The sequence below is a fragment of the Aeromonas sp. ASNIH8 genome (assembly GCF_002919855.1).
GTDB lineage: Bacteria > Pseudomonadota > Gammaproteobacteria > Enterobacterales > Aeromonadaceae > Aeromonas > Aeromonas caviae.
Window position 1 is genome coordinate 20,882 of the sequence record NZ_PQLN01000007.1, and the last position, 26,034, is coordinate 46,915.

The 26,034-nt window shown below is 62.2% G+C and carries 20 protein-coding genes and 1 pseudogene; 16 read left to right on the forward strand and 5 right to left on the reverse strand.

Features of this window, described 5'->3' with window-relative positions; translation table 11 throughout:
* From fdx to C3418_RS03405, 13 genes are all read left to right on the forward strand, one after another.
* Nucleotides 1–339, forward strand: coding sequence for an ISC system 2Fe-2S type ferredoxin (gene fdx / locus C3418_RS03345; protein WP_005299781.1), 339 nt, complete (start codon nucleotides 1–3; stop codon nucleotides 337–339).
* Nucleotides 340–496: 157 nt separating this feature from the next.
* Nucleotides 497–1,798: an aminopeptidase PepB gene (gene pepB, locus C3418_RS03350; protein WP_103857945.1), complete on the forward strand. Its 1,302-nt coding sequence runs from the start codon at nucleotides 497–499 to the stop codon at nucleotides 1,796–1,798.
* Nucleotides 1,795–3,078, forward strand: coding sequence for an aminopeptidase PepB (gene pepB / locus C3418_RS03355; RefSeq protein WP_103857946.1), 1,284 nt, complete (start codon nucleotides 1,795–1,797; stop codon nucleotides 3,076–3,078). The genes pepB (C3418_RS03350) and pepB (C3418_RS03355) overlap by 4 nt, the downstream gene beginning before the upstream one ends.
* 277 nt (nucleotides 3,079–3,355) lie before the next feature.
* Entirely contained in the window at nucleotides 3,356–3,784 is a 429-nt protein-coding gene (gene ndk, locus C3418_RS03360; protein ID WP_039038725.1) for a nucleoside-diphosphate kinase, read from the forward strand.
* 167 nt (nucleotides 3,785–3,951) lie between these two features.
* Nucleotides 3,952–5,055 (forward strand): bifunctional tRNA (adenosine(37)-C2)-methyltransferase TrmG/ribosomal RNA large subunit methyltransferase RlmN, encoded by a 1,104-nt coding sequence (locus C3418_RS03365; protein WP_041213014.1) that lies wholly within the window; start codon nucleotides 3,952–3,954, stop codon nucleotides 5,053–5,055.
* A gap of 11 nt (nucleotides 5,056–5,066) precedes the next feature.
* A complete protein-coding gene (tapF, locus tag C3418_RS03370; protein ID WP_103857947.1) occupies nucleotides 5,067–5,858 on the forward strand; it encodes a PilW family type IVa pilus biogenesis/stability lipoprotein TapF in 792 nt (263 codons plus the stop codon).
* Nucleotides 5,848–6,768, forward strand: coding sequence for a RodZ domain-containing protein (locus C3418_RS03375; RefSeq protein ID WP_103857948.1), 921 nt, complete (start codon nucleotides 5,848–5,850; stop codon nucleotides 6,766–6,768). Before tapF ends, C3418_RS03375 begins: the two co-directional genes overlap by 11 nt.
* A 10-nt stretch (nucleotides 6,769–6,778) precedes the next feature.
* Entirely contained in the window at nucleotides 6,779–7,909 is a 1,131-nt protein-coding gene (gene ispG, locus C3418_RS03380; RefSeq protein WP_010675049.1) for a flavodoxin-dependent (E)-4-hydroxy-3-methylbut-2-enyl-diphosphate synthase, read from the forward strand.
* A gap of 138 nt (nucleotides 7,910–8,047) precedes the next feature.
* A complete protein-coding gene (gene hisS, locus C3418_RS03385; protein WP_103857949.1) occupies nucleotides 8,048–9,325 on the forward strand; it encodes a histidine--tRNA ligase in 1,278 nt (425 codons plus the stop codon).
* Nucleotides 9,326–9,328: 3 nt separating this feature from the next.
* Nucleotides 9,329–9,979, forward strand: a complete 651-nt coding sequence (locus tag C3418_RS03390; protein ID WP_010675047.1) for a tetratricopeptide repeat protein — start codon at nucleotides 9,329–9,331, stop codon at nucleotides 9,977–9,979.
* Nucleotides 9,972–11,156 carry an outer membrane protein assembly factor BamB gene (gene bamB / locus C3418_RS03395; protein ID WP_039038719.1) on the forward strand — a complete coding sequence of 395 codons (1,185 nt, stop codon included), beginning with the start codon at nucleotides 9,972–9,974 and terminating at the stop codon, nucleotides 11,154–11,156. Before C3418_RS03390 ends, bamB begins: the two co-directional genes overlap by 8 nt.
* Before the next feature lie 74 nt (nucleotides 11,157–11,230).
* On the forward strand, nucleotides 11,231–12,727 hold the full coding sequence (gene der / locus C3418_RS03400) for a ribosome biogenesis GTPase Der (RefSeq protein WP_010675045.1): 1,497 nt from the start codon (nucleotides 11,231–11,233) through the stop codon (nucleotides 12,725–12,727).
* Nucleotides 12,728–12,850: 123 nt separating this feature from the next.
* Nucleotides 12,851–13,081, forward strand: coding sequence for a zinc ribbon domain-containing protein (locus C3418_RS03405; RefSeq protein WP_069651392.1), 231 nt, complete (start codon nucleotides 12,851–12,853; stop codon nucleotides 13,079–13,081).
* A 322-nt stretch (nucleotides 13,082–13,403) separates the two neighbouring features.
* On the opposite strand, the gene mltF is transcribed toward C3418_RS03405, so the two are convergent.
* Nucleotides 13,404–14,897 carry a membrane-bound lytic murein transglycosylase MltF gene (gene mltF, locus C3418_RS03410; protein ID WP_042016648.1) on the reverse strand — a complete coding sequence of 498 codons (1,494 nt, stop codon included), beginning with the start codon at nucleotides 14,895–14,897 and terminating at the stop codon, nucleotides 13,404–13,406.
* A gap of 149 nt (nucleotides 14,898–15,046) precedes the next feature.
* Here mltF and purL point away from each other — a divergent pair, with 149 nt between their 5' ends.
* The 3 genes and pseudogenes from purL (at nucleotide 15,047) to C3418_RS03420 (ending at nucleotide 20,409) form a co-directional block, all read left to right on the forward strand.
* On the forward strand, nucleotides 15,047–18,940 hold the full coding sequence (purL, locus tag C3418_RS03415; protein ID WP_103857950.1) for a phosphoribosylformylglycinamidine synthase: 3,894 nt from the start codon (nucleotides 15,047–15,049) through the stop codon (nucleotides 18,938–18,940).
* A gap of 67 nt (nucleotides 18,941–19,007) precedes the next feature.
* Nucleotides 19,008–19,164 (forward strand): annotated as a pseudogene (locus C3418_RS25050) (IS4 family transposase); the annotation flags it as partial.
* Between the two features lie 91 nt (nucleotides 19,165–19,255).
* Nucleotides 19,256–20,409 (forward strand): IS3 family transposase gene (locus C3418_RS03420; RefSeq protein ID WP_103857951.1). Its coding sequence is split into 2 segments (ribosomal slippage): nucleotides 19,256–19,493 and nucleotides 19,493–20,409, totalling 1,155 coding nucleotides; the frame shifts between segments, so codons are not numbered across the junction.
* Between the two features lie 356 nt (nucleotides 20,410–20,765).
* Here C3418_RS03420 and nuoN read toward each other — a convergent pair.
* From nuoN to nuoK, 4 genes are all read right to left on the reverse strand, one after another.
* Complete coding sequence (nuoN, locus tag C3418_RS03425; protein WP_039038715.1) at nucleotides 20,766–22,229, reverse strand: NADH-quinone oxidoreductase subunit NuoN; 1,464 nt, start codon at nucleotides 22,227–22,229, stop codon at nucleotides 20,766–20,768.
* Between the two features lie 43 nt (nucleotides 22,230–22,272).
* Complete coding sequence (nuoM, locus tag C3418_RS03430) at nucleotides 22,273–23,790, reverse strand: NADH-quinone oxidoreductase subunit M (protein ID WP_010675038.1); 1,518 nt, start codon at nucleotides 23,788–23,790, stop codon at nucleotides 22,273–22,275.
* 69 nt (nucleotides 23,791–23,859) lie between these two features.
* On the reverse strand, nucleotides 23,860–25,707 hold the full coding sequence (gene nuoL / locus C3418_RS03435; protein ID WP_103857952.1) for an NADH-quinone oxidoreductase subunit L: 1,848 nt from the start codon (nucleotides 25,705–25,707) through the stop codon (nucleotides 23,860–23,862).
* Entirely contained in the window at nucleotides 25,704–26,012 is a 309-nt protein-coding gene (nuoK, locus tag C3418_RS03440; RefSeq protein WP_010675036.1) for an NADH-quinone oxidoreductase subunit NuoK, read from the reverse strand. The genes nuoL and nuoK overlap by 4 nt, the downstream gene beginning before the upstream one ends.
* Nucleotides 26,013–26,034: the final 22 nt, after the last annotated feature.

Below are 26,034 nucleotides of genomic sequence, written 5' to 3' on the forward strand. Positions count from 1 at the left end.
ATGCCAAAACTGATTATTCTGCCCCATCCCGAGCTCTGTCCGGACGGCGCGGCCCTCGAAGGTGCGACCGGTGAAACCATTCTGGATATCGCGCTGCGCAACGGCATCGAGATCGAGCATGCCTGCGAGAAGTCCTGTGCTTGTACTACCTGCCATTGCGTGGTGCGGGAAGGGTTCGACTCCCTCGAGCCGAGCGACGAGCTGGAAGACGACATGCTGGACAAGGCGTGGGGGTTGGAGCCGGAATCCCGTCTCAGCTGCCAGGCCAGACTGGCGGATGAGGATCTGGTGGTGGAACTGCCCAAGTACACCCTGAATCTGGCGTCCGAGCGCCACTGATGACCCCTTAATTACACATGAGTGAATTGCGCGTGCAGCATCTCATGGTGCAGTAATGATATGGTGAAGGCCGTGACCCTTGAGGGAGCGGCCTTTTTTGTGCCCGTGATTTCCCTATTCGTTGATGAAAGTGCCAATAAAAAGGAAGCAAGAGAACATGGCTGACATGATGAACGTAAGGTTGTCGTCCCAGGCTGCCGCCGCCCACTGGGGCGAGGGTGCCCTGCTCAGTTTCAACGGGGACGAGGCCCATCTCCATCTGGCCGCTGGCCAGGAGAAGGAGGCGCTGCGCGCCATCCAGCGGGGGGCCAGACGCCTCGAGTCGAGCGGCATCAAGCGCGTCAAACTGGTGGGTGAGGGTTGGAATGGGGAGCGTCGCTACGCCTTTGCCCAGGGCTTCTATGCCGCCAAGGGGGATCGCGAGCTCGATTTCGGCGAGCAGAGCGATCAGGAGGCTGCCGAACTCGCCGCCTTGCTCAAGGCGACCCACTGGGTGCGCGAGGTGACCAACGGCTGCCCGGAAGCCATCTACCCCATGAGCCTGGCGGAGTCCGCTCTGCTGCTCATTCGCAGCCTCGGCGGTGACAAGGTGACCGCCCGCATCACCGCTGGCGAAGCCTTGCGTGAATCGGGTCATATCGGGATCTGGTCGGTGGGCCGTGGCAGCGAGCGCGAGCCGGTGCTGCTGGAGCTCGACTACAACCCGACCGGGGATGCCAACGCCCCTGTGGTCGCGGCGCTGGTGGGCAAGGGGATCACCTTCGATTCCGGCGGTTACTCCATGAAGTCCTCCGACAACATGCTGCCGATGAAGTCCGACATGGGCGGCGCCGCCATGGTGACCGGCGCCCTGGCGCTGGCCATCAGCTGCGGCCTCGACAAACGGGTCAAGCTCATCCTCTGCTGCGCCGAGAACCTGGTCTCCGGCCACGCCTTCAAGCTCGGCGACATCCTCACTTATCGCAACGGCATCTCGGTCGAGATCCAGAATACCGACGCGGAAGGTCGCCTGGTGCTGGCAGACGGCCTGCTGGCCGCCAGCGAAAGCGGGGCTGCCTACATCCTCGACGCTGCCACCCTGACCGGCGCCGCCAAGACCGCGCTGGGCCGCGACTACAACGCCGTGTTTGCTCTCGATGAGGCGGAGCAGGTGCGCGCGCTGGCTGCCGCCAACGCCGAAAACGAGAAGGCCTGGCCGCTGCCGCTCGAACCCTGGCATGCAGGCCAGCTCACCTCGGCCTTTGCCGAGCTGGGCAATGTGGCATCCGCCGAAGGCACTGCCGGCGCCACCACGGCAGCGGCGTTCCTATCGCGCTTCGTCCGTGACGAAGGCAAGGGCTGGGTGCACCTGGACCTGGCCGCTTCCTATCAGAAGTCGGGCAATGATCTCTGGGCGACCGGGGCCAAGGGCCATGGTCTTCGCACGATTGCCCGCTGGTTGCAGGAGGTGTGCGCATGAACGTCTGGTTGAGCCGAGAGTTTGCACCGGCCGAGTGGGGGGAGGGGGCACTGCTCTCCCACCGTGCCGACGGCATGGTGATCCATCTGGTGAGCGCCACTCCCTTGCTGGATATCCAGCAGGCGGCGCGGCGCCTGTGCAGCCAGGGGATCCAGCAGGTGGTCCTGGCTGGCCACTGGGAGCGGGAGCAGCAGTGGGCCTTTGCCCAGGGGCTGCAGACGCCCAAGGCGGAAGTGGGGTTGCAGTGGGCCACTTCGTCCGAGGAGGACAGGGAGGAGCTGGAGGCGCGCTGGCTGTGCGGGCGCTGGGTGCGGGAGATGACCAACGCCACCCCGGAGCAGTTGGGGCCGCTGGAGCTGGCGGTCGAAGCCGCCGCCTTCCTCACCGAGCTGGCACCGGACCGGATCAGCCATCGCATCCTCAAGGGAGAGGCGCTGCAACAGGCGGGCTGGGTCGGTCTCTATCAAGTGGGTCGTGGCAGTGACCGCGAGCCCGTGATGCTGGAGCTGGATTTTAATCCGGGCAAGGATCCCAAGGCGCCGGTAGCGGCCGCCCTGGTGGGCAAGGGGATCACCTTCGATTCCGGCGGCTACTCCATGAAGACCTCCCAGGGCATGCTGACCATGAAACACGACATGGGCGGTGCCGCCATCGTCACCGGCGCGTTGGCGCTGGCCATTCTGCGTGGCTTCGACAAGCGGGTGAAGCTCATCCTCTGCTGCGCCGAGAACCTGGTATCCGGCCATGCCTACAAGCTGGGTGACATCCTCACCTACAAGAACGGCACCACGGTGGAGGTGGTCAATACCGACGCCGAAGGGCGTCTGATCCTGGCCGACGGCTTGCAACTGGCCGGCGAGTCTGGTGCGCCGCTCATCATCGACGCTGCCACCCTCACCGGGGCGGCCGTGATGGCGTTGGGAGGGCGTTACAACGCCCTGTTTGGACTGGACAAGGGGCTGGTGAGCCGCGCCATGGCCTATTCGGATGCGGAACAGGAGCCAGCATGGCCGCTGCCGCTGGAGCCCTGGCATCGCCAGCAGTGCCCGTCCCACTATGCCGACACCGCCAACAGCCGCCCCGTGCCGGGCGGCGGACCGGGGGGGGCCTCCAATGCGGCAGGCTTCCTCTCCCGCTTTGTCCCTGATGAGGGAAGAGGCTGGCTGCATGTCGATCTCGCCGCCTGCTTCAGCGAGAACGGCGACAGTCTGTGGGCGCCCGGGGCCAATACCCTGGGGATGCGCACCATCGCCCATACCCTGATGGCGGAGACGCGCTGAGTCAGTGAACGGCATCACAAGGGCACCTCAGGGTGCCCTTTCCAGTGCTGCTTTGCTGAGCAATTGATACGGTTTTGAGGCATTAGCATGCCGATCGTGCGCAAGCGCACATTTTTTCTCTCTGCCCTGGCACAAGATGAGTCACCATGTTGTTTCAAGGATTCTTTTGTTTAACAAAAAGTTGATTTTTTGTGTGTTATTTCGTTTTTTGTTTACGTATAATCGCCGCCGAACATGGATTCCTACAATAAAACTCTGTAGTTAAGGAAAGAACTCAATGGCTATCGAACGTACCTTCTCCATCGTCAAGCCGGATGCGGTCAGCAAGAACCTGATTGGTGCCATTTACAGCCGCTTCGAAAGCGCCGGTCTGAAAGTGGTTGCCGCCAAGATGCTGCACCTGACCAGCGAACAGGCCGCCGGTTTCTACGCCGAGCACCAGGGCAAGCCGTTTTATGATGCTCTGGTCGGTTTCATGACCTCTGGCCCCGTCATGGTACAGGTGCTGGAAGGTGAAGACGCCATCCGCCGTCACCGTGAAATCATGGGCGCCACCAACCCGAAAGAGGCTCTGGCCGGCACCCTGCGCGCCTGCTACGCCGAGAGCATCGATCGCAACGCCGTCCATGGCTCCGATGCCCCGGCCTCTGCCGCCCGTGAAATCGCCTACTTCTTCTCCGACGACGAGATCTGCCCGCGCGGCTGATGTTGTCTGCTGGTGACCAAGGGAGCTTCGGCTCCCTTTTGTTTTTTGGTCATCCTGCCAATATCCACTTATTCTCCAGGTGGAAAGCCAGACCCATTATTTGTACAATGCCGCCCCCTGACGTAGGTCAGCCGATAATTTATGAAGTGTGTGAGCTGAGGCCCCTGATGAGCGAAACAAAAACCAACCTGCTGGATCTCGACCGGGATGCCATGCGTGCCTTCTTCGTCGAGTTGGGCGAGAAGCCGTTCCGGGCAGACCAGATAATGAAGTGGATCTATCACTTCGGTTGTGATGATTTCGATCAGATGAGCAACGTCAACAAGGCGCTGCGCGAGCGGCTCAAGGCCATTGCCGAGATCCGTGCCCCCGAGATCAGCCGTGAACAGCGCTCCGCCGATGGCACCATCAAATGGGCGCTGCAGGTGGGCGATCAGGAGGTGGAGACCGTCTACATTCCGGAAGCGGACCGCGCTACCCTGTGCGTCTCCTCCCAGGTGGGCTGCGCCCTGGCCTGTACCTTCTGCTCCACCGCCCAGCAAGGGTTCAACCGCAACCTGAAAGTCTCCGAGATCATCGGCCAGGTGTGGCGTGCCGCCAAAGTGGTGGGCGGCAAGCGCCCCATCACCAACGTGGTGATGATGGGCATGGGTGAGCCGCTGCTCAACCTCGCCAACGTGGTACCGGCCATGAAACTGATGATGGATGACTTCGGCTTCAGCATCTCCAAGCGCCGCGTCACTCTCTCCACCTCCGGTGTGGTGCCGGCGCTGGATATGCTGGGCGACCAGATCGACGTGGCCCTGGCCATCTCTCTGCATGCGCCGAACGACCAGTTGCGTTCCGAGATCATGCCGATCAACGACAAGTACAACATCGAGTCCTTCCTTGCCGGGGTACGCCGCTATCTGGCCAAGTCCAACGCCAACGGCGGCCGGGTGACCGTGGAGTATGTGCTGCTCGATCACATCAACGACGACATGCAGCATGCCCATGAGCTGGCCAAGGTTCTCAAGGAAACTCCTTGCAAGATCAACCTGATCCCGTTCAACCCCTTCCCGGGCAACCCGTTTGGCAAGCCGAGCAACAGCCGTATCGACCGTTTCTCCAAGGTGTTGATGGAATACGGCCTGACCGTCATCGTGCGCAAGACCCGTGGTGACGACATCGACGCCGCCTGTGGGCAGCTGGTGGGAGAGGTGATCGACCGCACCAAGCGCACCATGAAAAATCGGATGCAACAGGATGGGATTTCCGTCAAAATGGTTTAACTCCTAAGCCATTGTATAGACAGGAAATGGATATCCGTACATTGATCGTAGTGGCAGCGCTTTGTGCGCTGCCAGGCTGTGTCACAGAGACCACTTACGCTGGCCAGAATTCGACCCAGCGTGAAGTGGGCCCCGACCTCAAGGCCGCCGCCCAGACTCGTCTCGATCTGGGTATCCAGTATCTGCGCCAGGGCAATGCCGAGCAGGCCAAATTCAATCTCGACCGCGCCCTTCAGTACGATCCCAACAATCCTCAGGTCTACATCGGTTTTGCCTATTTCTACCAGCAGGTGTCGGATTTCAAGGCCGCCGAGGCGAGCTACAAGAAAGCGCTGGCCATGGATCCGTCCAATGCTGACGCGATGAACAACTATGGCGCCTTCCTCTGCAACCGTGGCCGCTTCGACGAAGCGGAAAAGGCGTTCTTGCAGGCCGTCAGCCAGCCCGATTACGTGAAGATCGCCGATACCTACGAGAATGCGGCGCTCTGCTCGATGCAAAATCACAGAAATGACAAGGCCAGCGAGTATTATCGTCTGGCCTTGGGGTATAATCCCCGCAATCCTAGGTTATTGCTGGACATGGCCGAGCTTTCCATGAAAGATGGCAAGCTTCCTGATGTCCAGTCTTACCTCGCGCGCTTTGCCGATGTGGCAGAGGAGAACGAGGAGAGCCTCTGGCTCCGGCTGCGGCTGGCCCAGGCCATGGACAAACCGGCATTACTTCACCAATTCGGGACTGAGCTGGTAAGGCAATATCCCACTTCGCAACAAGCCAAGCGTTACTTAGCCAATGACTACTGAACAGCCACACGATTTCCAAGACGACTCCCAGGCAGCGGGCCCAGGCCAGCTGCTGCGCAACGCCCGTGAACAGCTCGGCTGGACCCGGGAACAGGTTGCGTCCCGCATTCACCTTCGTCTGACCCTGATCGCCGCCATCGAAGCGGATACCTATGACAAGCACACGTCCCATACCTTCATTCGTGGCTATCTGCGGGCCTATGCCAAGCTCGTGGGCATCCCCGAGGAGACCATCCTCGCCGCCTACGAAAAGCTGGGGCTGACTCCCCCCGACAACATCGACATGCAGAGCTTCTCCCGTCGCTCCCGCCAGCAGGCCAATGACAGCCGGCTCAAGGTGGTGACCTGGCTGGTGATCCTGATGCTGATCGGGCTCTCCGTCGCCTGGTGGTGGCAGAGCACGGCGCGCCGCTCTGCCGGTGACGACGCCCTGGCGGCGACCGAGATGAGCGCGACCGTCAATACGCCGGAAGCGAATGTTGCCCCCGCCGTGGAGGTCGCCGAGCCCGTGCTGCCCGTAGCGTCCGATGCCGTGTCCACCCAGGTTGTGGTGAGCGGTGCCACCGCGACCCTGCCTGTGGTCGCTACGGATGCCAGCGCAGCCGTCCCGACGGACGTTTCCGGTGCGGTCTCGACTGCCGAGAGCACGACCACCGAGCCCGCCAAGGCGCCCCAGCTCAAGATGAGCTTCACCGCCGATTGCTGGCTGGATGTCAAGGATGCCAACGGCAAGACCCTGTTCAGTGGTCTGAAGAAGGCGAACGACGAGCTTGTGCTGGAAGGACCCGAGCCACTCAGATTCATCATTGGCGCGCCCATGGCGGTCAATCTCGAATATCAGGGCAAGTCCTTCGACATGAGCCGTTACAACAACGGCCGGACTGCCCGCTTCTCACTGCCGCAGGAGTAATCAGTCCGCCATGTCTGTTCACGAAAAGCCCGCACACGAATCACCCATCGTTCGTCGCAAATCCAGACAGATCATGGTCGGCAACGTGCCGGTTGGGGGCGATGCCCCCATCACGGTACAGACCATGACCAACACCAAGACCACGGACGTGGCCGCTACCGTCGAGCAGATCCAGCGGATCGAGCGGGTCGGCGCCGACATCGTCCGGGTCTCCGTCCCCACCATGGAGGCGGCGGAAGCGTTCAAGCTCATCAAGCAGCAGACCCGCATCCCCATCGTGGCCGACATTCACTTCGACTACCGCATCGCCCTCAAAGTGGCCGAGTACGGGGCCGACTGCCTGCGCATCAACCCGGGCAACATCGGCAACGAAGAGCGGGTGCGTGCGGTGGTGGATTGCGCCCGTCACTACAACATCCCCATCCGCATCGGTGTCAACGGCGGTTCCCTTGAGCGTGATCTCCAGGAGAAATATGGCGAACCGACCCCGGAGGCGCTGCTGGAGTCCGCCATGCGCCACGTGGATTACCTGGATCGCCTCGACTTCCAGAACTTCAAGGTGAGCGTGAAGGCGTCCGATGTCTTCCTGGCAGTCGGTGCCTATCGCCTGCTGGCCAAGCAGATCGATCAACCCCTGCATCTGGGCATCACGGAAGCGGGCGGTTTTCGCGCCGGCGCGGTCAAGTCCGCCATCGGCCTTGGCATGTTGCTGAGCGAGGGGATTGGCGACACCCTGCGCATCTCCCTGGCCGCCGATCCGGTGGAAGAGGTGAAGGTGGGCTTCGACATCCTCAAATCCCTGCGCATCCGTTCCCGCGGCATCAACTTCATCGCCTGTCCCTCCTGCTCCCGTCAGGAGTTCGACGTCATCGGCACGGTCAACGCCCTGGAAGAGCGGCTCGAAGACATCATCACCCCGATGGATGTCTCCATCATCGGCTGTGTGGTGAACGGTCCGGGGGAGGCGCTGGTTTCCGATCTCGGCCTTGCGGGGGCCGCCAACAAGAGTGCCTTCTACGAGGGGGGCCAGCGGGTCGACCGGCTCGACAACAAGGATTTGATCCCGACCCTGGAGCGTCGCATCCGTGCCCGGGCCGCCATGCTGGATCCGGCCAACCAGATCCAGGTGGACAAAGGTTGAACCATGACGGGGCCACCTGGGGTGGCCCCGGCTTTAGGTTGTTGATTTTACATCCCGCATCCGGGCACCCGATTTTACCTCGGGGTCGAAAATCCCTATAATGCGGCCAAATTTTACCTCTTTTTCTCGAGTATCAACGTGGCAAAACAGATCCAAGCTATTCGCGGTATGAATGATTGCCTGCCGGAGCAGAGCCCGGTATGGCAGAAAGTAGAACAGATCCTGCGCCAGGTCGTGGCCAGCTATGGCTACAGCGAAGTGCGCATGCCCATCGTCGAGCAGACCCATCTGTTCAAGCGTGCCATCGGTGAAGTGACCGACGTGGTCGAAAAAGAGATGTACACCTTTGAAGACCGCAACGGCGACAGCCTGAGCCTGCGTCCGGAAGGGACCGCCAGTTGCGTGCGTGCCGGCATCGAGCACGGTCTGCTTTACAACCAGGAACGCCGGATGTGGTACATGGGCCCCATGTTCCGTCACGAGCGTCCCCAGAAAGGTCGCTATCGCCAGTTCCACCAGTTCGGGGTCGAGCTGTTCGGTATCAACGGGCCGGACATCGATGCCGAGCTCATCATGCTGACTCACCGCCTGTGGCGTCTGTTCGGCATCAGCGATCACGTGACCCTGCAGCTCAACACCCTCGGCCAGAGCAGCGAACGTGCTGCCTATCGCGATGCCCTGGTCGCCTATCTGGAACAGTACAAGAGCGAGCTGGACGAAGAGAGCCAGCGCCGCATGTACAGCAACCCCCTGCGGGTGCTCGACTCCAAGGACGAGAAAGTGCAGGCCATCCTGGCAGGTGCCCCCCGTCTGTTCGACCACCTGGGCGAAGAGAGCCTGGCTCACTTTGAAGGGCTCAAGCGCCTGCTCACGGCGGCCGGCATCCAGTTCGAGGTGAACGAGCGTCTGGTGCGCGGCCTCGACTACTACAACCTGACCGTGTTCGAGTGGGTGACCAACAGCCTGGGGGCCCAGGGCACCGTCTGTGCCGGTGGTCGCTACGACGGCCTGGTGGAGCAGCTCGGTGGCCAGCCGACCCCGGCGGTGGGTTTTGCCATGGGCATGGAGCGTCTGGTACTGATGCTCGAAACCCTCGAGCTCAATGCTGACATCCGCCCGGCGGTGGATGTCTATCTCTGCATGGTGGGTGAGGGGACCGAGCAGGCTGGCTTTGCTCTGGCCGAGCGCCTGCGCGATGCTCTGCCGGACTTGCGCCTCATGAGCCACTGCGGCGGCGGCAACTTCAAGAAACAACTCAAGCGTGCCGACAAGAGCGGCGCGGCCATTGCCCTGATCCTTGGGGAGACCGAGGTGCAAAGCGGGGAGATCACCATCAAATATCTGCGTGGCCAGGCCGAGCAACAGACCGTCTCGGTCTATGCCGCCATCGCCCTGCTGGCAGCGAAAGGAGAGTAAGCTGTGGAAGTGTATACCACTGAAGAACAACAGGTTGAGGTCATCAAGAACTGGTGGAAAGAGAACGGCACCTCGGTGATCGCCGGGACCGTGATCGGTTTGGTCGGCCTCTTTGGCTGGCGCTACTACAACGAGATGCAGCAGAACAACCAGGAAGCCGCCTCCCAGGCTTACAACGAGATGACCGCCCAGCTCGCCAAGGGGGATGACGCCGCTCTGGAGCAGGCAAAGAGCTTCATTACCGCCCACAAGGGTGACGCCTATGCCGAGCTGGCTGCCCTGCAACTAGCTGCGGCCGCCGTCAAGGCGGGCAAGCTGGATCTGGCTGCCGAGCAGCTGACCCAGGTGGCCGCCAGTGGCGATGACAGCATCAAGCCCATCGCCGCCCTGCGTCTGGCCCGGGTCCTGAGCGATCAGGGCAAGGCTGACGAGGCCCTGGCCCAGCTTGGCAAGATCAACAACGACGCCTTCAAGGCCCAGGTGGCGGAAGTGCGCGGCGACATCCTGCAAAAGCAGGGCAAGGCCGAAGAAGCGCGCGATGCCTATCAGGCGGCGGCGGATGCCGGCGGCCTGCAGAGCAGCGCCGAACTCAAGCTGAAGATGGATGATCTGGCGCTGCCAGCCGTCACTGCGGGCGAGGCTCCGGATGCGTAATCTGTACAAGCGAATGGCGCTGGGGGTGGCTGTCTCCTTCGCCTTGCAGGGCTGCTCCCTGTTCAGTTCGGAAGAAGATCTCAACCCCATGGCACCCCTGCCCAAGGTCGAGTCCGCGTTCACTGCCGATACCGCCTGGTCCTCCTCGGTCGGCGATGGCATCGGCAACTTCTACTCCCAGCTCAAGCCGGTGGTGGAAGAGGACCGCATCTATGCAGCGGCCCGTGATGGCGATGTGACCGCCTTCGAGCGCGAGAGCGGCAAGGAGCTGTGGAGCGTGGATCTGGCAGATCTGCCCATCAACGCCGACAAGCGCAGCGCCCGTCTCTCCGGCGGCCTGGTTTCCCGCTACGGCAAGCTGTTCCTCGGGTCCGAAAACGGGGTGGTCTACGCCCTGAACGAGGCCAACGGCGAAGTGCTGTGGCAGACCACGGTGCCGGGGGAAGTGGTGGCGAGCCCCGCCGTCGAGGATGGCCGCGTGGTGGTGCTGACCACCTCCGGTCGCCTGGTGGCGCTCGATACCGACGAGGGCAAGCTGCAGTGGACCCTGTCCGAAGAGCAGCCGCCCCTGACCCTGCGCAGTGCCGGCGCCCCCATCATCACCAACGGTGCCGTCATCTATGGCCGCGCCGATGGCAAGGTGGGCATCGCCCTGCTGAGCAACGGTCAGCCGGTGCGTCAATCCAAGGTGGCTGACCCGCGCGGCGCCACCGAACTGGATCGGATGGTGGACGTCGATGCCAGCCCGCTGATTGCCGGTGATGAGCTCTACGCCATCGCCTACAACGGCCAGTTGATGGCGCGCAAGCTGATGAGCGGAGACGAAGTGTGGAAGCGCAAGTATTCCGGTTATCGCGACATGGCGGTGACCGGCAATGCCATCGTGCTGACCGACAGCCGCAGCCATCTGTTTGCGGTCGATCGTCGCAACGGTCTCGAGCTGTGGTCCAACACCCAGCTGGAAAACCGCACCGTGACCGCCCCCGTCATCCTGGGTGACTATGTGGTGGTCGGCGATGTGGAAGGTTACCTGTATTGGCTGGACCGTACCGACGGGACCATCAAGGCCATGCAGCAGCTCGACAGCAGTGGTCTCTATGCCGCTCCGCTGGTGGAGGGTGACACCCTGTATGTGCAGAGCCGTGACGGCAAATTGTACGCCCTCAAGCGTCCTTGATCGTCCGATAATGTGAATATCCGGCTCCTGGTCTTCGGACCCGGAGCCTTTGTCGTCTTGAGAATGAGGCTTTTATGACTCCTGTAGTTGCCCTGGTGGGCCGCCCCAACGTGGGGAAATCCACCCTGTTTAACCGCCTGACCCGTACCCGGGATGCCCTGGTTGCCGACTTCCCCGGCTTGACCCGGGACCGCAAATATGGCCAGGCGAAGCTGGGCGAGCTGGAATTTATCGTGGTCGATACCGGCGGTATCGATGGCACCGAGGAGGGGATCGAGCTGAAGATGGCCGAGCAGTCCCTGCTGGCCATCGAAGAGGCCGATGTGGTGCTCTTCATGGTGGATGCCCGTGCCGGTCTCACCGCGGCGGATCAGGCTATCGCCGAGCACCTGCGCAAGACCCACAAGAAGGTGTTTCTGGTGGCCAACAAGACCGACGGCATCGACGGTGACTCCGCGGTGTCCGAGTTCTACGGTCTGGCCCTGGGCGAGGTCTACCAGATGGCGGCCGCCCACGGCCGTGGCGTACTGAGCCTGCTGGAGCTGGCCCTGGCCCCCCACCTCGAGACCCTGGTCGGCTCTGCCACCGAGGCACAAGAGGAAGAGGAGCTGGAGGAGTTCGACGAAGAGGCCCTGCTGCGCATGGTGGCTGCCGGTGAGCTCGACACCCGGGAAGATACCAAGGAGACGCCGTTCGCCGACCTGCCCATCAAATTTGCTATCGTCGGTCGCCCCAACGTTGGCAAATCCACCCTGACCAACCGCATGCTGGGTGAAGATCGGGTCATCGTCTACGACATGCCGGGTACCACCCGCGACTCCGTCTACATCCCCATGGAGCGCGACGATCAGAAATACGTGGTCATCGACACCGCCGGCGTGCGTCGCCGTGGCAAGGTGCACGAGACGGTGGAGAAGTTCTCCGTCATCAAGACGCTCAAGGCGATTGAAGATGCCAACGTCTGCCTGCTGGTCATTGACGCCCGGGAGACCATCACGGATCAGGACTTGAGCATCCTCGGCTTCGTGCTCAACAGCGGCCGCTCCGTGGTACTGGTGGTCAACAAGTGGGACGGCCTGGATCAGAAGGTGAAAGAGGACGTCAAGAACGAGCTGGACAGACGTCTGGGCTTCATCGACTTCGCCCGGGTGCACTTCATCTCCGCCCTGCACGGCAGTGGCGTCGGTCACCTGTTCGAATCCATCAACGAGGCTTACGAGTCCGCGACCCGCCGTACCAGCACCGCCATGCTGACCCGCATCATGCAGATGGCCCAGGAAGATCACCAGCCGCCCATGGTGAATGGTCGCCGGGTCAAGCTGAAGTATGCCCATGCTGGTGGCTACAACCCGCCGCGCATCGTGATCCACGGCAACCAGCTGAACGACCTGCCGGACTCCTACAAGCGCTACCTCATCAACTACTTCCGCAAGTCGTTGAAGATCATGGGGACGCCGATCCGGGTGGAGTTCCAGGAGTCGGTCAACCCGTTCGAGGGCAAGAAGAACACCCTGACCCTGAGCCAGGAACGCCAGCGCAAGCGCCTGCTCAAGGCCAAAGCGAAGAAATAAAGCCCTGCGGCTGCCCTTACCGGCAGCCGTTTTTCTTGATGGCCCTCCTCAGGGCAGACAAACCGGGGGAGGGGCTGCGAGTGACGCCGGTGCACAGTGACGTAAAGAGGAGTCGAGAAGAGAATGAACACGCTGACCTGCCCTGCCTGTCAGGGCGAACTGGACAGCCGCAGCCGCGAGACGACGTGTGGCCAATGTCAGGCCCGTTATCGTATCCGGGCCCTGTGTCCTGCCTGCGGGCAGGAGCTGGAGCGGCTTAAGGCTTGCGGCGCGGTGGATTATTTTTGCAACCACTGCAACACCCTGGTCTCCAAGCGCACCGTTCTGTTTGAAGCGCAGCCTGACAAGGCATAAAAAAACCCGGCTGATGCCGGGTTTATACTGTGTGCTCCGCTATCAGCAGCGTGAAGGAGCGGTTTCTGTGCCAGATCTTGCGTTTCATGTCGGCCAGCTTGAGCTTGCGTCTCGGGCTCCAGGCACATTTGGTTTTTCGGGCCAACATGGCTCTTCTGCGTGCTCGCATCCTGTTCTCCTCCCTGGTCTTGCGTGGGGTCGAAAGGGCCCTTGGCAGGAACTGCAACGCAATGAATACATTGCAATAAGTTCGCTCCAGCGCCCCTCGTATACCCAAGGATGGTAACAGAGAACAGGGCAGGAAAACACACCCCCGGCGAGGCTAGGGGGTGATGATCTGTTTGACCACTTCGGCGATGATGGCCGGACGCTGCGCTTGCACGTCCGGCTCGCTGCTGTCGTCCTCGTCCAGCTCCTCCCGACGATGGGCCTTCTGCTGTTCGTTGTCGAGCCAGAGCAGGCTCTGGTAGTACTGGCGCACGTTGTTGACATAGTTGCGCGCCTCGCCGCCACGGGCATAGCCATAGCGTACCTTGCGATGCCAGCGTGACTGCTGCAACAGGGGCAGCACCTCTTTCACGTCGCTCCAGGCGTCCGGGTTCTTGCCCAGCTCCTTGGTCAGGCGGCGGGCATCCATCATGTGGCCGTAGCCGATGTTGTAGGCGGTGAGGGCAAACCACACTTTCTCGTCCGCCGGGACCGAGTCGGGCACCTTCGCCATCATCTCCTGCAGGTAGCGGGCGCCCCCCTTGATGCTCTCTTCCGGGTGGGTGCGATCGTTTACCCCCATCGCCTTGGCGGTCGGGCCGGTGAGCATCATCATGCCGCGCACCCCGGTGTAGGAGCGAGCCTGGGGATCCCAGTGGGATTCCTGGTAGCTGATGGCGGCCAGCAGCCGCCAGTCGATATCCTTGGCGTGGGTCTGGAACAGCGCCTGGTACTTGGGCAGCAGGCTCTTGGCCCGTTGCAGGAAGGTACGGGTGTCGACGAAGTCGAAGTTCTGTACGTGGCCGAAGTACTTCTCGTCGAGCTTGGCGATGGCGCCATCCATGAAGCGCTGACCGAAGAAGTCGATGATGCTGGCGTAGAGGCTGTCGTCGGGCAGCTTGGTCATGGCCCAGGCCACGGTCTGCTTGCTGGCGAGGGTCAAGCCTTCGGTGAGTTCGGGGTAGTAGCGCTGGGTACGGGCCAGTATGGTGTCCTGCACCACCGTGTAGTCCACCTTGCCGTCGGCAACCTGCTTGAGCAGCTCCTCCACGTCCGCATCCCGATTGGTGCTCCATTTCAGGTTGGGGTACTGCTTGGCCAGCTCCTTCATCAGGTCCTCGCCGGTGGAACCCGCCGGCACCACTATGTTGCCCTTGATGTCACCGAGGTTCTTGGGCCTGGAGGAGCCGTTGCGATAGACCAGCTTGGGGGAGACCTGGTAGAAGCCTGGGCCGAAGCGGAACAGCTTGCGCCGCTCCGGGGTCACGACGATGGCGGCGGCGGCGAGATCCAGCTTGCCCTTTTGCAGTTGCTCGACCAGCTCGGCGGTGCTGTAGGCCGGTACTATGGTCAGCTTGACCCCCAGCCAGTCGGCGTAAAGCTGCGCCAGCTCGTAGTCGAACCCCAGTGCGGTGTCGTCACGCTGGTAATAGGAAGTGGGGCCATAGAGGGTGCCAACCCGGATCTCGCCTCGCTGGCGGATCTGCTCCAGTTGGCTGGAGGGGTGGTAGAAGTCGCAACCGGCCAGGGCCAGCGTCAACATCATCCCGATGAACAGTCGAAAAATGCAGCGCAAGTAGGTGAGTACCCTTGTTGAAAAAATCGGCATTTGTCAAAAAAGAGGCACCTTTATACCAGAGAGTATGAAGGGAGTCACACCGCGCGAGATGAGAAAAACGTTTGTTCAGGATGGGCCTGATCCCTATAATACGCGCGTCTCAAATCCCCCCACACTCTAAAACTTGGTGAGAAAGGTATATGGAAATCTTGCGTGGTGCCCCAGCACTGTCTGAGTTTCGTGTCCACAAGCTGCTGCAGAGCTGCGCACAGAGAGGAGTAGAGATAGCAAGCGTCTATGCGGAATACGTGCATTTTGCCGAGCTGACGAGCCCGCTGTCGCCCCCCGAGCGAGCGACCTTGGGCCAGCTTCTGCGCTACGGCCCGACCATCCCGGAACACACCCCCAGCGGTCAGCTGTTCCTCGTTACCCCCCGCCCCGGCACTATCTCCCCCTGGTCTTCCAAAGCAACCGACATCGCCCACAACTGCGGCCTGAAACAGGTCAAGCGGCTGGAGCGCGGCATTGCCTATTATGTGCAGGCCAAGGGTGAGCTGAGCGTGGCCCAGCGTAGCGAGATCGCGGCCCTGCTGCACGATCGCATGATGGAAGTGGTCTTTGCCGAGATGAACGAGGCCGCCGCCCTGTTTGCTCACCACGAGCCGCGCCCCTTTACCCAGGTAGATGTGCTGGGTGGTGGTCGCGCCGCCCTGGCCGAAGCCAACGTGGTGCTCGGTCTGGCGCTGGCCGACGATGAAATCGACTATCTGGTGGAGAACTTCACCAAGTTGGGTCGCAACCCCAACGACATCGAGCTCTACATGTTTGCCCAGGCGAACTCCGAGCACTGCCGCCACAAGATCTTCAACGCCGACTGGACCATCGACGGCGAACAGCAGCCCAAGTCGTTGTTCAAGATGATCAAGAACACCTTCGAGCAGACGCCGGATCATGTCCTGTCTGCCTACAAAGACAACGCCGCGGTGATGGAAGGCAGCCAGGGTGGCCGCTTCTTCCCGAGCCCCGCCAACGGTGAGTACCAGTATCACCAGGAGCGCGTCGACATCCTGATGAAGGTGGAGACCCACAACCACCCGACCGCCATCTCTCCCTTCCCGGGTGCCGCCACCGGCTCCGGCGGCGAAATCCGCGACGAGGGTGCGACAGGCCGTGGCGCCAAGCCCAAGGCGGGCCTGGTGGGCTTCTCCGTCTCCAACCTGCGCATCCCCGGTTTCGAGCAGCCCTGGGAGCAGGACTTCGGCAAGCCGAGCCGCATCGTCAGCGCCTTTGACATCATGCAGGAAGGGCCCCTTGGCGGCGCCGCCTTCAACAACGAATTCGGTCGCCCAGCCATCCTGGGTTACTTCCGTACCTTCGAAGAGCAGGTGCCGAGCCACAACGGCGTCGAGGTGCGCGGCTACCACAAGCCCATCATGCTGGCGGGCGGTATCGGCAACATCCGCAGCGAGCACGTCCAGAAAGGGGAGATCCCGGTGGGGGCGGCCCTCATCGTGCTGGGTGGTCCGGCCATGAACATCGGCCTGGGTGGCGGCGCAGCCTCCTCCATGGCTTCCGGTCAGTCTGCCGAAGATCTCGACTTCGCCTCCGTGCAGCGTGACAACCCCGAGATGGAGCGTCGTTGCCAGGAAGTGATCGACCGCTGCTGGCAACTGGGGGACGACAACCCGATTGTCTTCATCCACGATGTGGGCGCCGGTGGTCTCTCCAACGCCATGCCGGAGCTGGTGAGCGACGGGGATCGCGGTGGTCGCTTCGACCTGCGTGCCATTCCGAACGACGAGCCGGGCATGAGCCCGCTGGAAGTCTGGTGCAACGAATCCCAGGAGCGCTATGTGCTGGCCGTGGCCCAGGACAAGCTGCCTCTGTTCAAGGCCTTGTGCGAGCGCGAACGCGCCCCCTATGCCGTCATCGGCACCGCCACCGAAGAGAAGCATCTCACTCTCTCTGATGATCACTTTGACAACCAGCCCATCGATCTGCCGCTGGACGTGCTGCTTGGCAAGGCGCCCAAGATGCACCGCGACGTGCAGAGCCTGCCTGCCCAGGGCAAGGCGCTGCAACTGGACGGCATCACCCTCGGCGACGCCGCAGAGCGCGTGCTGCGCCTGCCGACCGTGGCGGAGAAGTCCTTCCTCATCACCATCGGCGATCGCACCGTAACGGGCCTCGTCAACCGCGACCAGATGGTCGGCCCCTGGCAGATCCCGGTGGCTGACTGCGCCGTCACCGCCGCGACCTACGACAGCTACCACGGTGAAGCCATGTCCATGGGCGAGCGCACCCCGGTGGCGCTGCTCTCTCATGCCGCCTCCGCCCGCATGGCGGTGGCCGAGGCCTTGACCAACCTGGCACCGGCCAATATCGGCTCCCTCAAGCGGGTCAAGCTCTCCGCCAACTGGATGTCCGCCGCCGGTCACCCGGGGGAAGATGCGGGTCTCTACGAGGCGGTGAAGGCGGTGGGCGAGGAGCTCTGCCCGGCCCTTGGCATCACCATCCCGGTGGGCAAGGACTCCATGTCCATGAAGACCCGCTGGCAGCAGGACGGCGAGGAGCGCAGCGTCACCTCGCCGCTCTCCCTGCTCATCTCCGCCTTTGCCCGGGTCGAGGACGTGCGCAATACCGTGACCCCGCAACTGCGCACCGATCTCGGTGAGACCGACCTTATCCTCATCGACCTTGGCAACGGCAAGCAGCGCCTCGGCGCCTCGGCCCTGGCCCAGGTTTACCGCCAGCTTGGGCAAAGTGCCCCGGATCTGGACAACCCGGTCCAGCTCAAGGGCTTCTTCAACGCCATCCAGGCGCTGGTGGCGGATCGCAAGCTGATTGCCTACCACGACCGCTCCGACGGCGGCCTCTTCGTCACCCTGACCGAGATGGCGTTTGCCGGTCACTGCGGCCTCGATATCCAGCTCGATCGCGTGGGTGGCGACCTGCTGCCGGCCCTGTTCAACGAGGAGCTGGGGGCCGTCATCCAGGTTCGTCGCGAAGACAAGGAAGCGGTGCTGACCCTGCTGGCCGGTCACGGTCTGGCAGCCTGCTCCCATGTGCTGGGCACGGTGCGCGAAGACGACCTCATCCTGTTCCAGCGTGCCGGCAGCGAGGTGTATCGCGCCAGCCGCACCGCCCTTCGCACCATCTGGGGCGAGACCAGCTGGCAGATGCAGCGCCTGCGTGACAACCCGGAGTGCGCCGATCAGGAGCATGCCGCCCGCCAGGACGCCACCGATCCGGGTTTGCAGGCCAGGCTCACCTACAACCCGTCCGACGACGTGGCCGCGCCCTATATCGCTCGCGGGGTTTCTCCCCGTCTGGCGGTGCTGCGCGAGCAGGGGGTCAACTCCCACGTGGAGATGGCGGCCGCCTTTGACCGCGCCGGCTTCACCGCTGTCGACGTGCACATGAGCGACATCCTCGAGGGGCGCATCAAGCTGGAAGATTTCCAGACCCTGGTGGCCTGTGGCGGCTTCTCCTACGGCGACGTGCTGGGGGCGGGGGAAGGCTGGGCCAAGTCCATCCTGTTCAACGACAACGCCCGTGAGCAGTTCCAGCGCTTCTTCGAGCGCGGCGATACCCTCTCCCTGGGGGTGTGCAACGGCTGCCAGATGATGTCCAACCTGCGTGACCTCATCCCGGGGGCCGATCTCTGGCCGCGCTTCGTGCGCAACCGTTCCGAGCGCTTCGAGGCGCGCTTTAGCCTGGTGGAAGTGCAGGACTCCCCGTCCGCCTTCTTCGCCGGGATGGCGGGCTCCGTGATGCCGATTGCCGTCTCCCACGGGGAAGGGCGCGTGGAAGTGCGCGATGCTGCTCACCTGGCTGCGCTGCAACAGAGCGGTCTGGTGGGGCTGCGTTTCGTGGACAACCGCGGCAACGTCACCGTGCAATACCCGGCCAACCCCAACGGCTCCCCTGACGGTATCACCGCGGTGACCAGTGCGGACGGCCGCGCCACCATCATGATGCCGCACCCGGAGCGGGTGTTCCGCACCGTGGCCAACTCCTGGCACCCGGACAACTGGGGCGAGGATGGCGCCTGGATGCGCATGTTCCGCAATGCTCGGGTTCGCCTGGGTTAATCCCGCGCGTACTTGAGCTCCGAATCAGAACCGGCCCCCGTGGCCGGTTTTTTTATGGGCGAGTGAGTTGTCGATGCTGAAAGCGTCGAAGAACTGTGGCCCATAGAGCACTGACAGGAATAAGGGACTCCAATTACTTGGTAAAGTATCCCTTCCGAATTACACAGGGAAAATCGATACATAACAGGACCTTGGAAGGAGCTTTAAATGGAATCGCCACTTAAGGTTTTGTGCATTTATAGGGATGAACAATGAATCGCCCCTACTTTCCTAGACACCTCAAGAGCCTCAAACTGAGGTCAATCAGGAGGTGTTATGAGCAAGCAGCAACGTTACACAGAAGAATTCAAACTGGCAGCCGTCAAGCAGGTGACTGAGCGCAATTACCCAGTAGCAGAGGTCGCTGAACGACTTGGTATTTCCAGCCACAGTCTTTATGTCTGGATCAAACGCTACAGCCAACCCGAAGCGCAGCAACAGGATGACTCCAGCCAGCAAGCCGAAATTCGGCGCCTCAAGGCTGAACTGCGTCGCGTCACCGATGAGCGAGATATCTTAAAAAAGGCCGCCGCGTACTTTGCCAAGCTGTCAGGGTAAGGTACGCCTTCATCCGGGAGCACGCGTCCGCACATCCCATCCGCAGACTGTGTCGGATGATGAATGTCCACCCGAGCGGTTATTACGCCTGGCAGCACCAGCCTTTATCTGCCCGAGCCCTGGAAGACCAACGCCTTCTTGGCCAGATCAAGCAATGTTGGCTAGAAAGCGGGGGCATCTATGGTTATCGCAAGATCCGGGATGACCTGCGAGAGATGGGCGAGACCTGTGGGAAACACCGGGTGGCGCGATTAATGCGTCATGAAGGTTTACGTTCACAAACCGGTTATCGCCGCCGTCCCGGTCATTATGGTGGCCGGCCAACGGTGGTTGCACCGAACCATCTTGAACGCCAGTTCGATGTGACTGAGCCAAATAAGGTCTGGGTAACAGACATCACTTATATCCGAACCCATGAAGGTTGGCTCTATCTGGCCGCGGTATTGGATTTGTTCTCACGACAAGTCATTGGTTGGTCAATGGGGCCACGTATCGACCGAGAGCTGGCTATCAGCGCGTTACTGATGGCGGTGTGGCGACGGCGACCGGAGCAGGAAGTGCTGGTTCATTCCGACCAAGGGAGCCAGTTTAGCAGCTATGACTGGCAGGATTTTTTGCGGGATCATCGGCTTAAGGCCAGCATGAGCAGACGTGGCAATTGTCATGATAACGCGGTGGCGGAGAGTTTCTTCCAGCTCCTAAAACGCGAGCGGATCCGACGTAAAACCTATGCGGATCGCGAGGAAGCCCGGCAGGATGTGTTCGATTACATTGAAATGTTTTACAACCCCAAGCGCCGGCACAGTTTCAACCATGGGCTATCGCCAGTAGAGTGTGAAAAGCAATATTTCGAGCGGCTCGAAAGTGTCTAGAGAAGCCGGGGCGATTCACTTCCTGCTCCACAAAACAGGGGTTGTCACCCTGTATTGCCACTTCATGCCCATGGAGTGAACAAGGGGAGGGTGCAACCTATTTAGCACCTGCGCCACGTGAGTCCCCTTGATTGACCAGCTTAGGCCCCAGTGGCCGGTCTTTTCATAGGGCGAGTGAGGCGTTCTGAGGCGTTCTTCAATCCTGTGAGTCGATGGCCGGTTGCAGATACGCAGCGGTTAGAGCAGCGTAGAGAGGGGAGGGGGTTGGTATCCTGAACCGGAATGCCACAAGGAGCGGCACCCCGGGAGATAAAAAAACCGGCCTCAGGGGCCGGTTTTTGTTGTGTGCCAGGGGCTTAACGCAGCACCACGTGCTGGAAGCCCTGCACCAGGCTGATGACAGGCTGGGGGTAGATGCCGAGCAAGACCACCAGAATGGCGGAGAGCAGCACCACCAGGCCCCCGGAGGAGAAGGCCCAGTCGGCCCTGGCATCGCGTAGTTGCATGCCGGGTTCACGCAGGTAGAGGGTGACCATGACCCGCAGGTAGTAGTAGAGCCCCAGGGCACTGCCGAGCACGATGGCGCCACTGAGCCACCACAGCTTGGCATCGACGGTGACGCCGATGAGGTAGAACTTGCCGATGAACCCCAGCGTCATGGGGATACCCGCGAGGGAGAGCATCATCACCGTCATCACCGCCGTCAGATAGGGGCGCTTCCAGAACAGACCGCGATAACTGTGCAGGGAGTCCGCATCCTTGCCGCGATAGGGGCTGGACATCATGCTGATGACGCCGAAGGCCCCCAGGCTGGTGAACAGGTACATCAGCAGATAGACGCCGGCCGCTTCCACCGGCATCTCGCCGAGGCGGCTTGCCACCACCACTGCCAGCAGATAGCCGAAGTGGGAGATGGAGGAGTAACCCATCATCCGCTTGATGTTGGTCTGGATCAGCGCCAGGAGGTTGCCGACCACGATGGAGATGACTGCCATGGCCGCCAGCAGCCAGTGGATCATGGGATCCGAGGTGGCGGGTACCGCCAGGTAGAAGCGCAGCAGCACGCAGAACACGGCTATCTTGCTCACGGTGGCGAGGAAGGTGGCCACCGGTGCCGGCGCCCCTTCATAGACGTCCGGGGTCCAGAGGTGGAAGGGGGCGAGGGACAGCTTGAACGCAAAGCCGACCAGCATCAGGCCAAAGCCCCCCATCAGCAGCGGATGGTGAGCCGGGCTCTGGGCCAGTGTCACACCGAGATCGCTGAAGCTCAGGCTTCCGGCCTGGGCGTAGAGCAGTGCCATGCCGAACAGCAGGAAGGCGGTGGCACTGGCGGAGAGCACCATGTACTTGATGCTGGCTTCCAGCGAGTGCCGCTCGCGATAGGCATACCCCACCAGACCGAACATGGGCAGGGTCAGCATCTCGATCCCGATGAAGAGCGAGGCGAGGTGACGGGAGGCCGCCAGCACCAGACCACCTGCGGTGGCGATGAGCAGCAGCAGGTAGAACTCTTCCCGGTTGTCCGGATAGCCCTTGAGCCAGGTGCGACCGAAGGTACAGGTGGCCAGGGCCCCGATGAGCACCAGCCCCATGTAGAAGACCGCGTAAGCGTCTACTTGCAGCAGGGGAGTGACCCCCTGATCCCCCTGGGCCATCACGATGGGCAGGGAGAAGAGCGCGAGGTTGAGGCCGATGATGGTGACCACGAAGGCGGTGTCGTCACAGCGCTTCCAGGCGATGGCCAGCATCAGGGCCACCATGGCCCCCGTGGTCAGCAACAGGGGCAGCAGGGCCAGCAGTTGAGAAACAGTAAACGTCATGACAGTGCTCCCGACATGGACAAGGAAGGCGAAAGAGAAAGCATCATTGCAGCGCCCCCGTGCCCGGCAGCGCGTACCAGTGCAGCACGCTCAGGAGGCTGCTGCTGGCGGTGTCGAGCACCGGCTGGGGATAGAGACCGAGCAGCACCAAGAGGCCGGCGATGGTCAGCATCATGGTCAGTTCCCGGGTATCCAGCCCCTTGAGCATGCTCTCCTCCCGGGGCGTCCCGAAGCAGGCCCGTTGCAGCATGATGAGGGAGTAGACCGAGGCCAGCACCAGCCCGAAGGTGGCGATGACGGTGATGACGGGGGCCACCTGGAAGCTGCCGATGAGGATCAGGAACTCGCCGACGAAGTTGCCGGTCCCCGGCATCCCGAGGGATGCGACGGAGAAGAACAGCATCACGCCGGGCAGGTAGCGCAGCCGTCCCCAGAGACCGCCCATCTGGCGCAGATCCCGGGTGTGCAGGCGCTCGTAGAGCTGGCCGCACAGGATGAAGAGGCCGGCGGCCGAGAGCCCGTGGGCGATCATCTGCACCACGGCGCCTTGCAGGGCGAGCTCGCTGCCGGAGTAAATGGCGATCATCACGAAGCCCATGTGGGAGATGCTGGTGTAGGCCACCAGCCGCTTGATGTCGGTCTGGGCAAAGGCCAGCAGGGCGCCATAGACGATGCCGATGAGGCCGAGCACCATGGCGTAGGGGGCAAACTCGGCGGACGCCTCGGGGAAAAGCGGCAGAGTGAAGCGCAGCAGGCCGTAGGCCGCGGTTTTCAGCAAGATGCCCGCCAAGTCCACGGAGCCTGCGGTGGGCGCCTGGCTGTGGGCATCAGGGAGCCAGCCATGGAGTGGCACCAGGGGCATCTTGACCGCGAAGGCGATGAAGAAGCCCAGCATCAGCAGCCACTGTACCGTGCTGCTCATGGGGGTGTTGAGCAGTTCCTGATAGTTGAAGGTGAAGACACCGGTGGCGGCGTGGTGGGTCAGTACCAGGCCCAGGATGGCCACCAGCATGATGAGGCCGCTCGCCTGGGTGTAGATGAAGAACTTGGTGGCGGCGTTGATGCGCGACTTGCCATCGGTGACCGAGTGGCCCCAGAGCGCGATCAGGAAGTACATCGGCACCAGCATCATCTCCCAGAAGAAGAAGAAGAGGAACAGATCCACCGCCATGAAGACGCCGAGCACGCCCCCCAGGATCCACAGCAGGTTGAGGTGGAAGAAACCGATGCGCTGGACGATCTCCTTCCAGGAACAGAGGATGGCCAGCACGCCGATGAAGCTGGTGAGGATCACCATCAGGAGCGACAGCCCGTCCACGGCGAGGTGCAGGGAGATGCCGAAGCGGGGGATCCAGGGTTGTTGCCACTCGGCTGCCCAGACGGGGAGGCCGGGGTTGGCGAGGGTGAAGTCACCACCGAGCCAGATGGCGCTGGAGAGCACCAGACAGGCGCTCATGGAGGCGAGGGCCACCCAGCGGACAAACTGTCCGCCGAGCCGCTCCATCTGCCAGCAGAGCAAGCCGCCGATGAAGGGAATTAGCAAGATCCAGAGTAAGGTCACGATATCAGCTCTCATCTAGGTTCTAGTCGGGCAGGCGCTGAGCCTGCCACACAATATTGGGCTCATGGATCAGCCGAGCAGCAGCAGGGCCAGGATCAGGGCGGCGCCCATCCCCATGGAGGCTGCGTACCAGCGCAACTTGCCGGAGACGGTCCAGGCCAGCAGCTGATGCCCCCCCTGGGCCAGCACGGCGGGCAGGTTCATCATCCTGTCCAGCGGATCCTTGCCGAGCAGGCGAGTCGCCAGCAGGTAGGGTTTGACCCAAATCAGGTCATAAAGCCAGTCAAAGCCCCAGGCATTGAACCAGAGGGTGGACAGAGCCCGCCCCGGTGCACTCTCGGCGATCCCCTTCGCCAGGCGACGTTCGCCGAGGAAGAGGAAGGCGGCCAGCGCAATGCCTGCCACGGCGATGACGCCGGAGAGGATCTCGAGGCCATGGCGTCCCTCTTCGATGTGATCCCCGGGGCCTGCCGGCAGTACTCCGGCGAGCGGCGGCACGATGAGGGCGCCGACGCCGGTGGAGAGCACCAGCAGCACCAGCAGTGGCAGATGGTGGGCAAGGCCGTGACCTTTGTGCGCCTCGGTCTGCGCCTTGCCGTGGAAGGCGATGAAGATGAGGCGGAAGGTGTAGAGGGAGGTCAGGAAAGCCCCCCCCAGACCGGCCCACAGCAGGGCGCTCTGGCCACTGGCCTGCACCTGCCAGAGGATGGCGTCCTTACTGTAGAAACCGGCGGTCACCAGCGGCAGCGCGGCCAGGGCCGAGCCCCCCACCAGGAAGCAGGCATAGACCAGTGGCAGCGATTTGCGCAGCCCCCCCATCTTGAAGATGTTCTGTTCGTGGTGGGTCGCATTGATCACGGCCCCGGCAGAGAGGAACAAGAGCGCCTTGAAGAAGGCGTGGGTCATCAGGTGGAAGATGGCCCCTTCCCAGGCACCGACCCCCAGGGCCAGGAACATGTAGCCAATCTGGCTCATGGTGGAGTAGGCCAGGATCCGCTTGATGTCGGTCTGTACCAGGGCGGCGAAGCCCGCCAGTACCAAGGTAATGGCACCGACCAGGGCCACCAGATGGAGGATCTCCGGTGCCAGCAGGAAGAGGCCGTGGGTGCGGGCGATGAGATAGACACCAGCGGTCACCATGGTGGCCGCGTGGATCAGCGCCGAGACCGGGGTCGGGCCCGCCATGGCGTCCGCCAGCCAGGTCTGCAGCGGCAGCTGGGCGGATTTGCCGACCGCGCCGCCGAGCAGCATCAGGCAGGCGAACGACAGGGCAGGGGAGCCTTCTGCGAACATCGCGGGGGCGCGCACCAGCAGCTCGTGAATGTTGAGGGTGCCGAGCTCGCGATAGAGCACGAAGAGCCCGATGGCGAGGAAGACGTCGCCGACCCGGGTCACCACGAACGCCTTGAGGGCGGCGGCGCCGTTGTTGCGATCCTTGTAGTAGAAGCCGATCAGCAGGTAGCTGCACAGCCCCACTCCTTCCCAGCCCAGATAGACGAACAGCAGGTCATCGGCCAGCACCAGGAACAGCATGCTGGCGATGAAGAGGTTGGTGTAGGTGAAGAAGCGTGAATACCCCTCTTCCCCACGCATGTACCAGGAGGCGAACAGGTGGATGAAGAAGCCCACCCCGGTCACGACCCCCAGCATGGTCAGTGACAGCCCGTCCAGGGAGAGACGGAAGGCGGGCTGGAACTCGCCCACCGTCATCCACTGCCACAGGGTCTGGGTATAGACGCCGCCTTCCGGCATGGTATTGAGAAAATCGATGCCGACCCACAGGGTAGTGAGGGCCGAGAGACCGATGCTGCCGACACCGATGAGCGCCGAGGTGCGCTCGCCGAGGCGGCCGAGGGAGAAGGCCAGCAGCAGCCATCCCAGCAGCGGGAACAGGAAAGTCAGAAATAGGAGGCTCATCCGCGCATCTCGCTCACAGTGTCCACGTTCAGGGTGTGGTAACGACGATAGAGCAGCAGTAACAGGGCGAGGCCGATACTGGCCTCCGCTGCCGCCAGAGAAATCACCAGTATGTACATGATCTGGCCGTCGGCCTGGGCCCAGCGGCTACCCGCCACCACGAACGCCAGGGCGGACGCGTTCATCATGATTTCGATACTCATGAGGATAAACAATAGGTTGCGGCGTATCAGCAGGCCGCACAGGCCGATGGCAAACAAAATGGCCGCCAGCAGGAGGCCGTGCTCCATGGGAATTCCACTCATCGCCATGCTCCTTGTGCTTGCT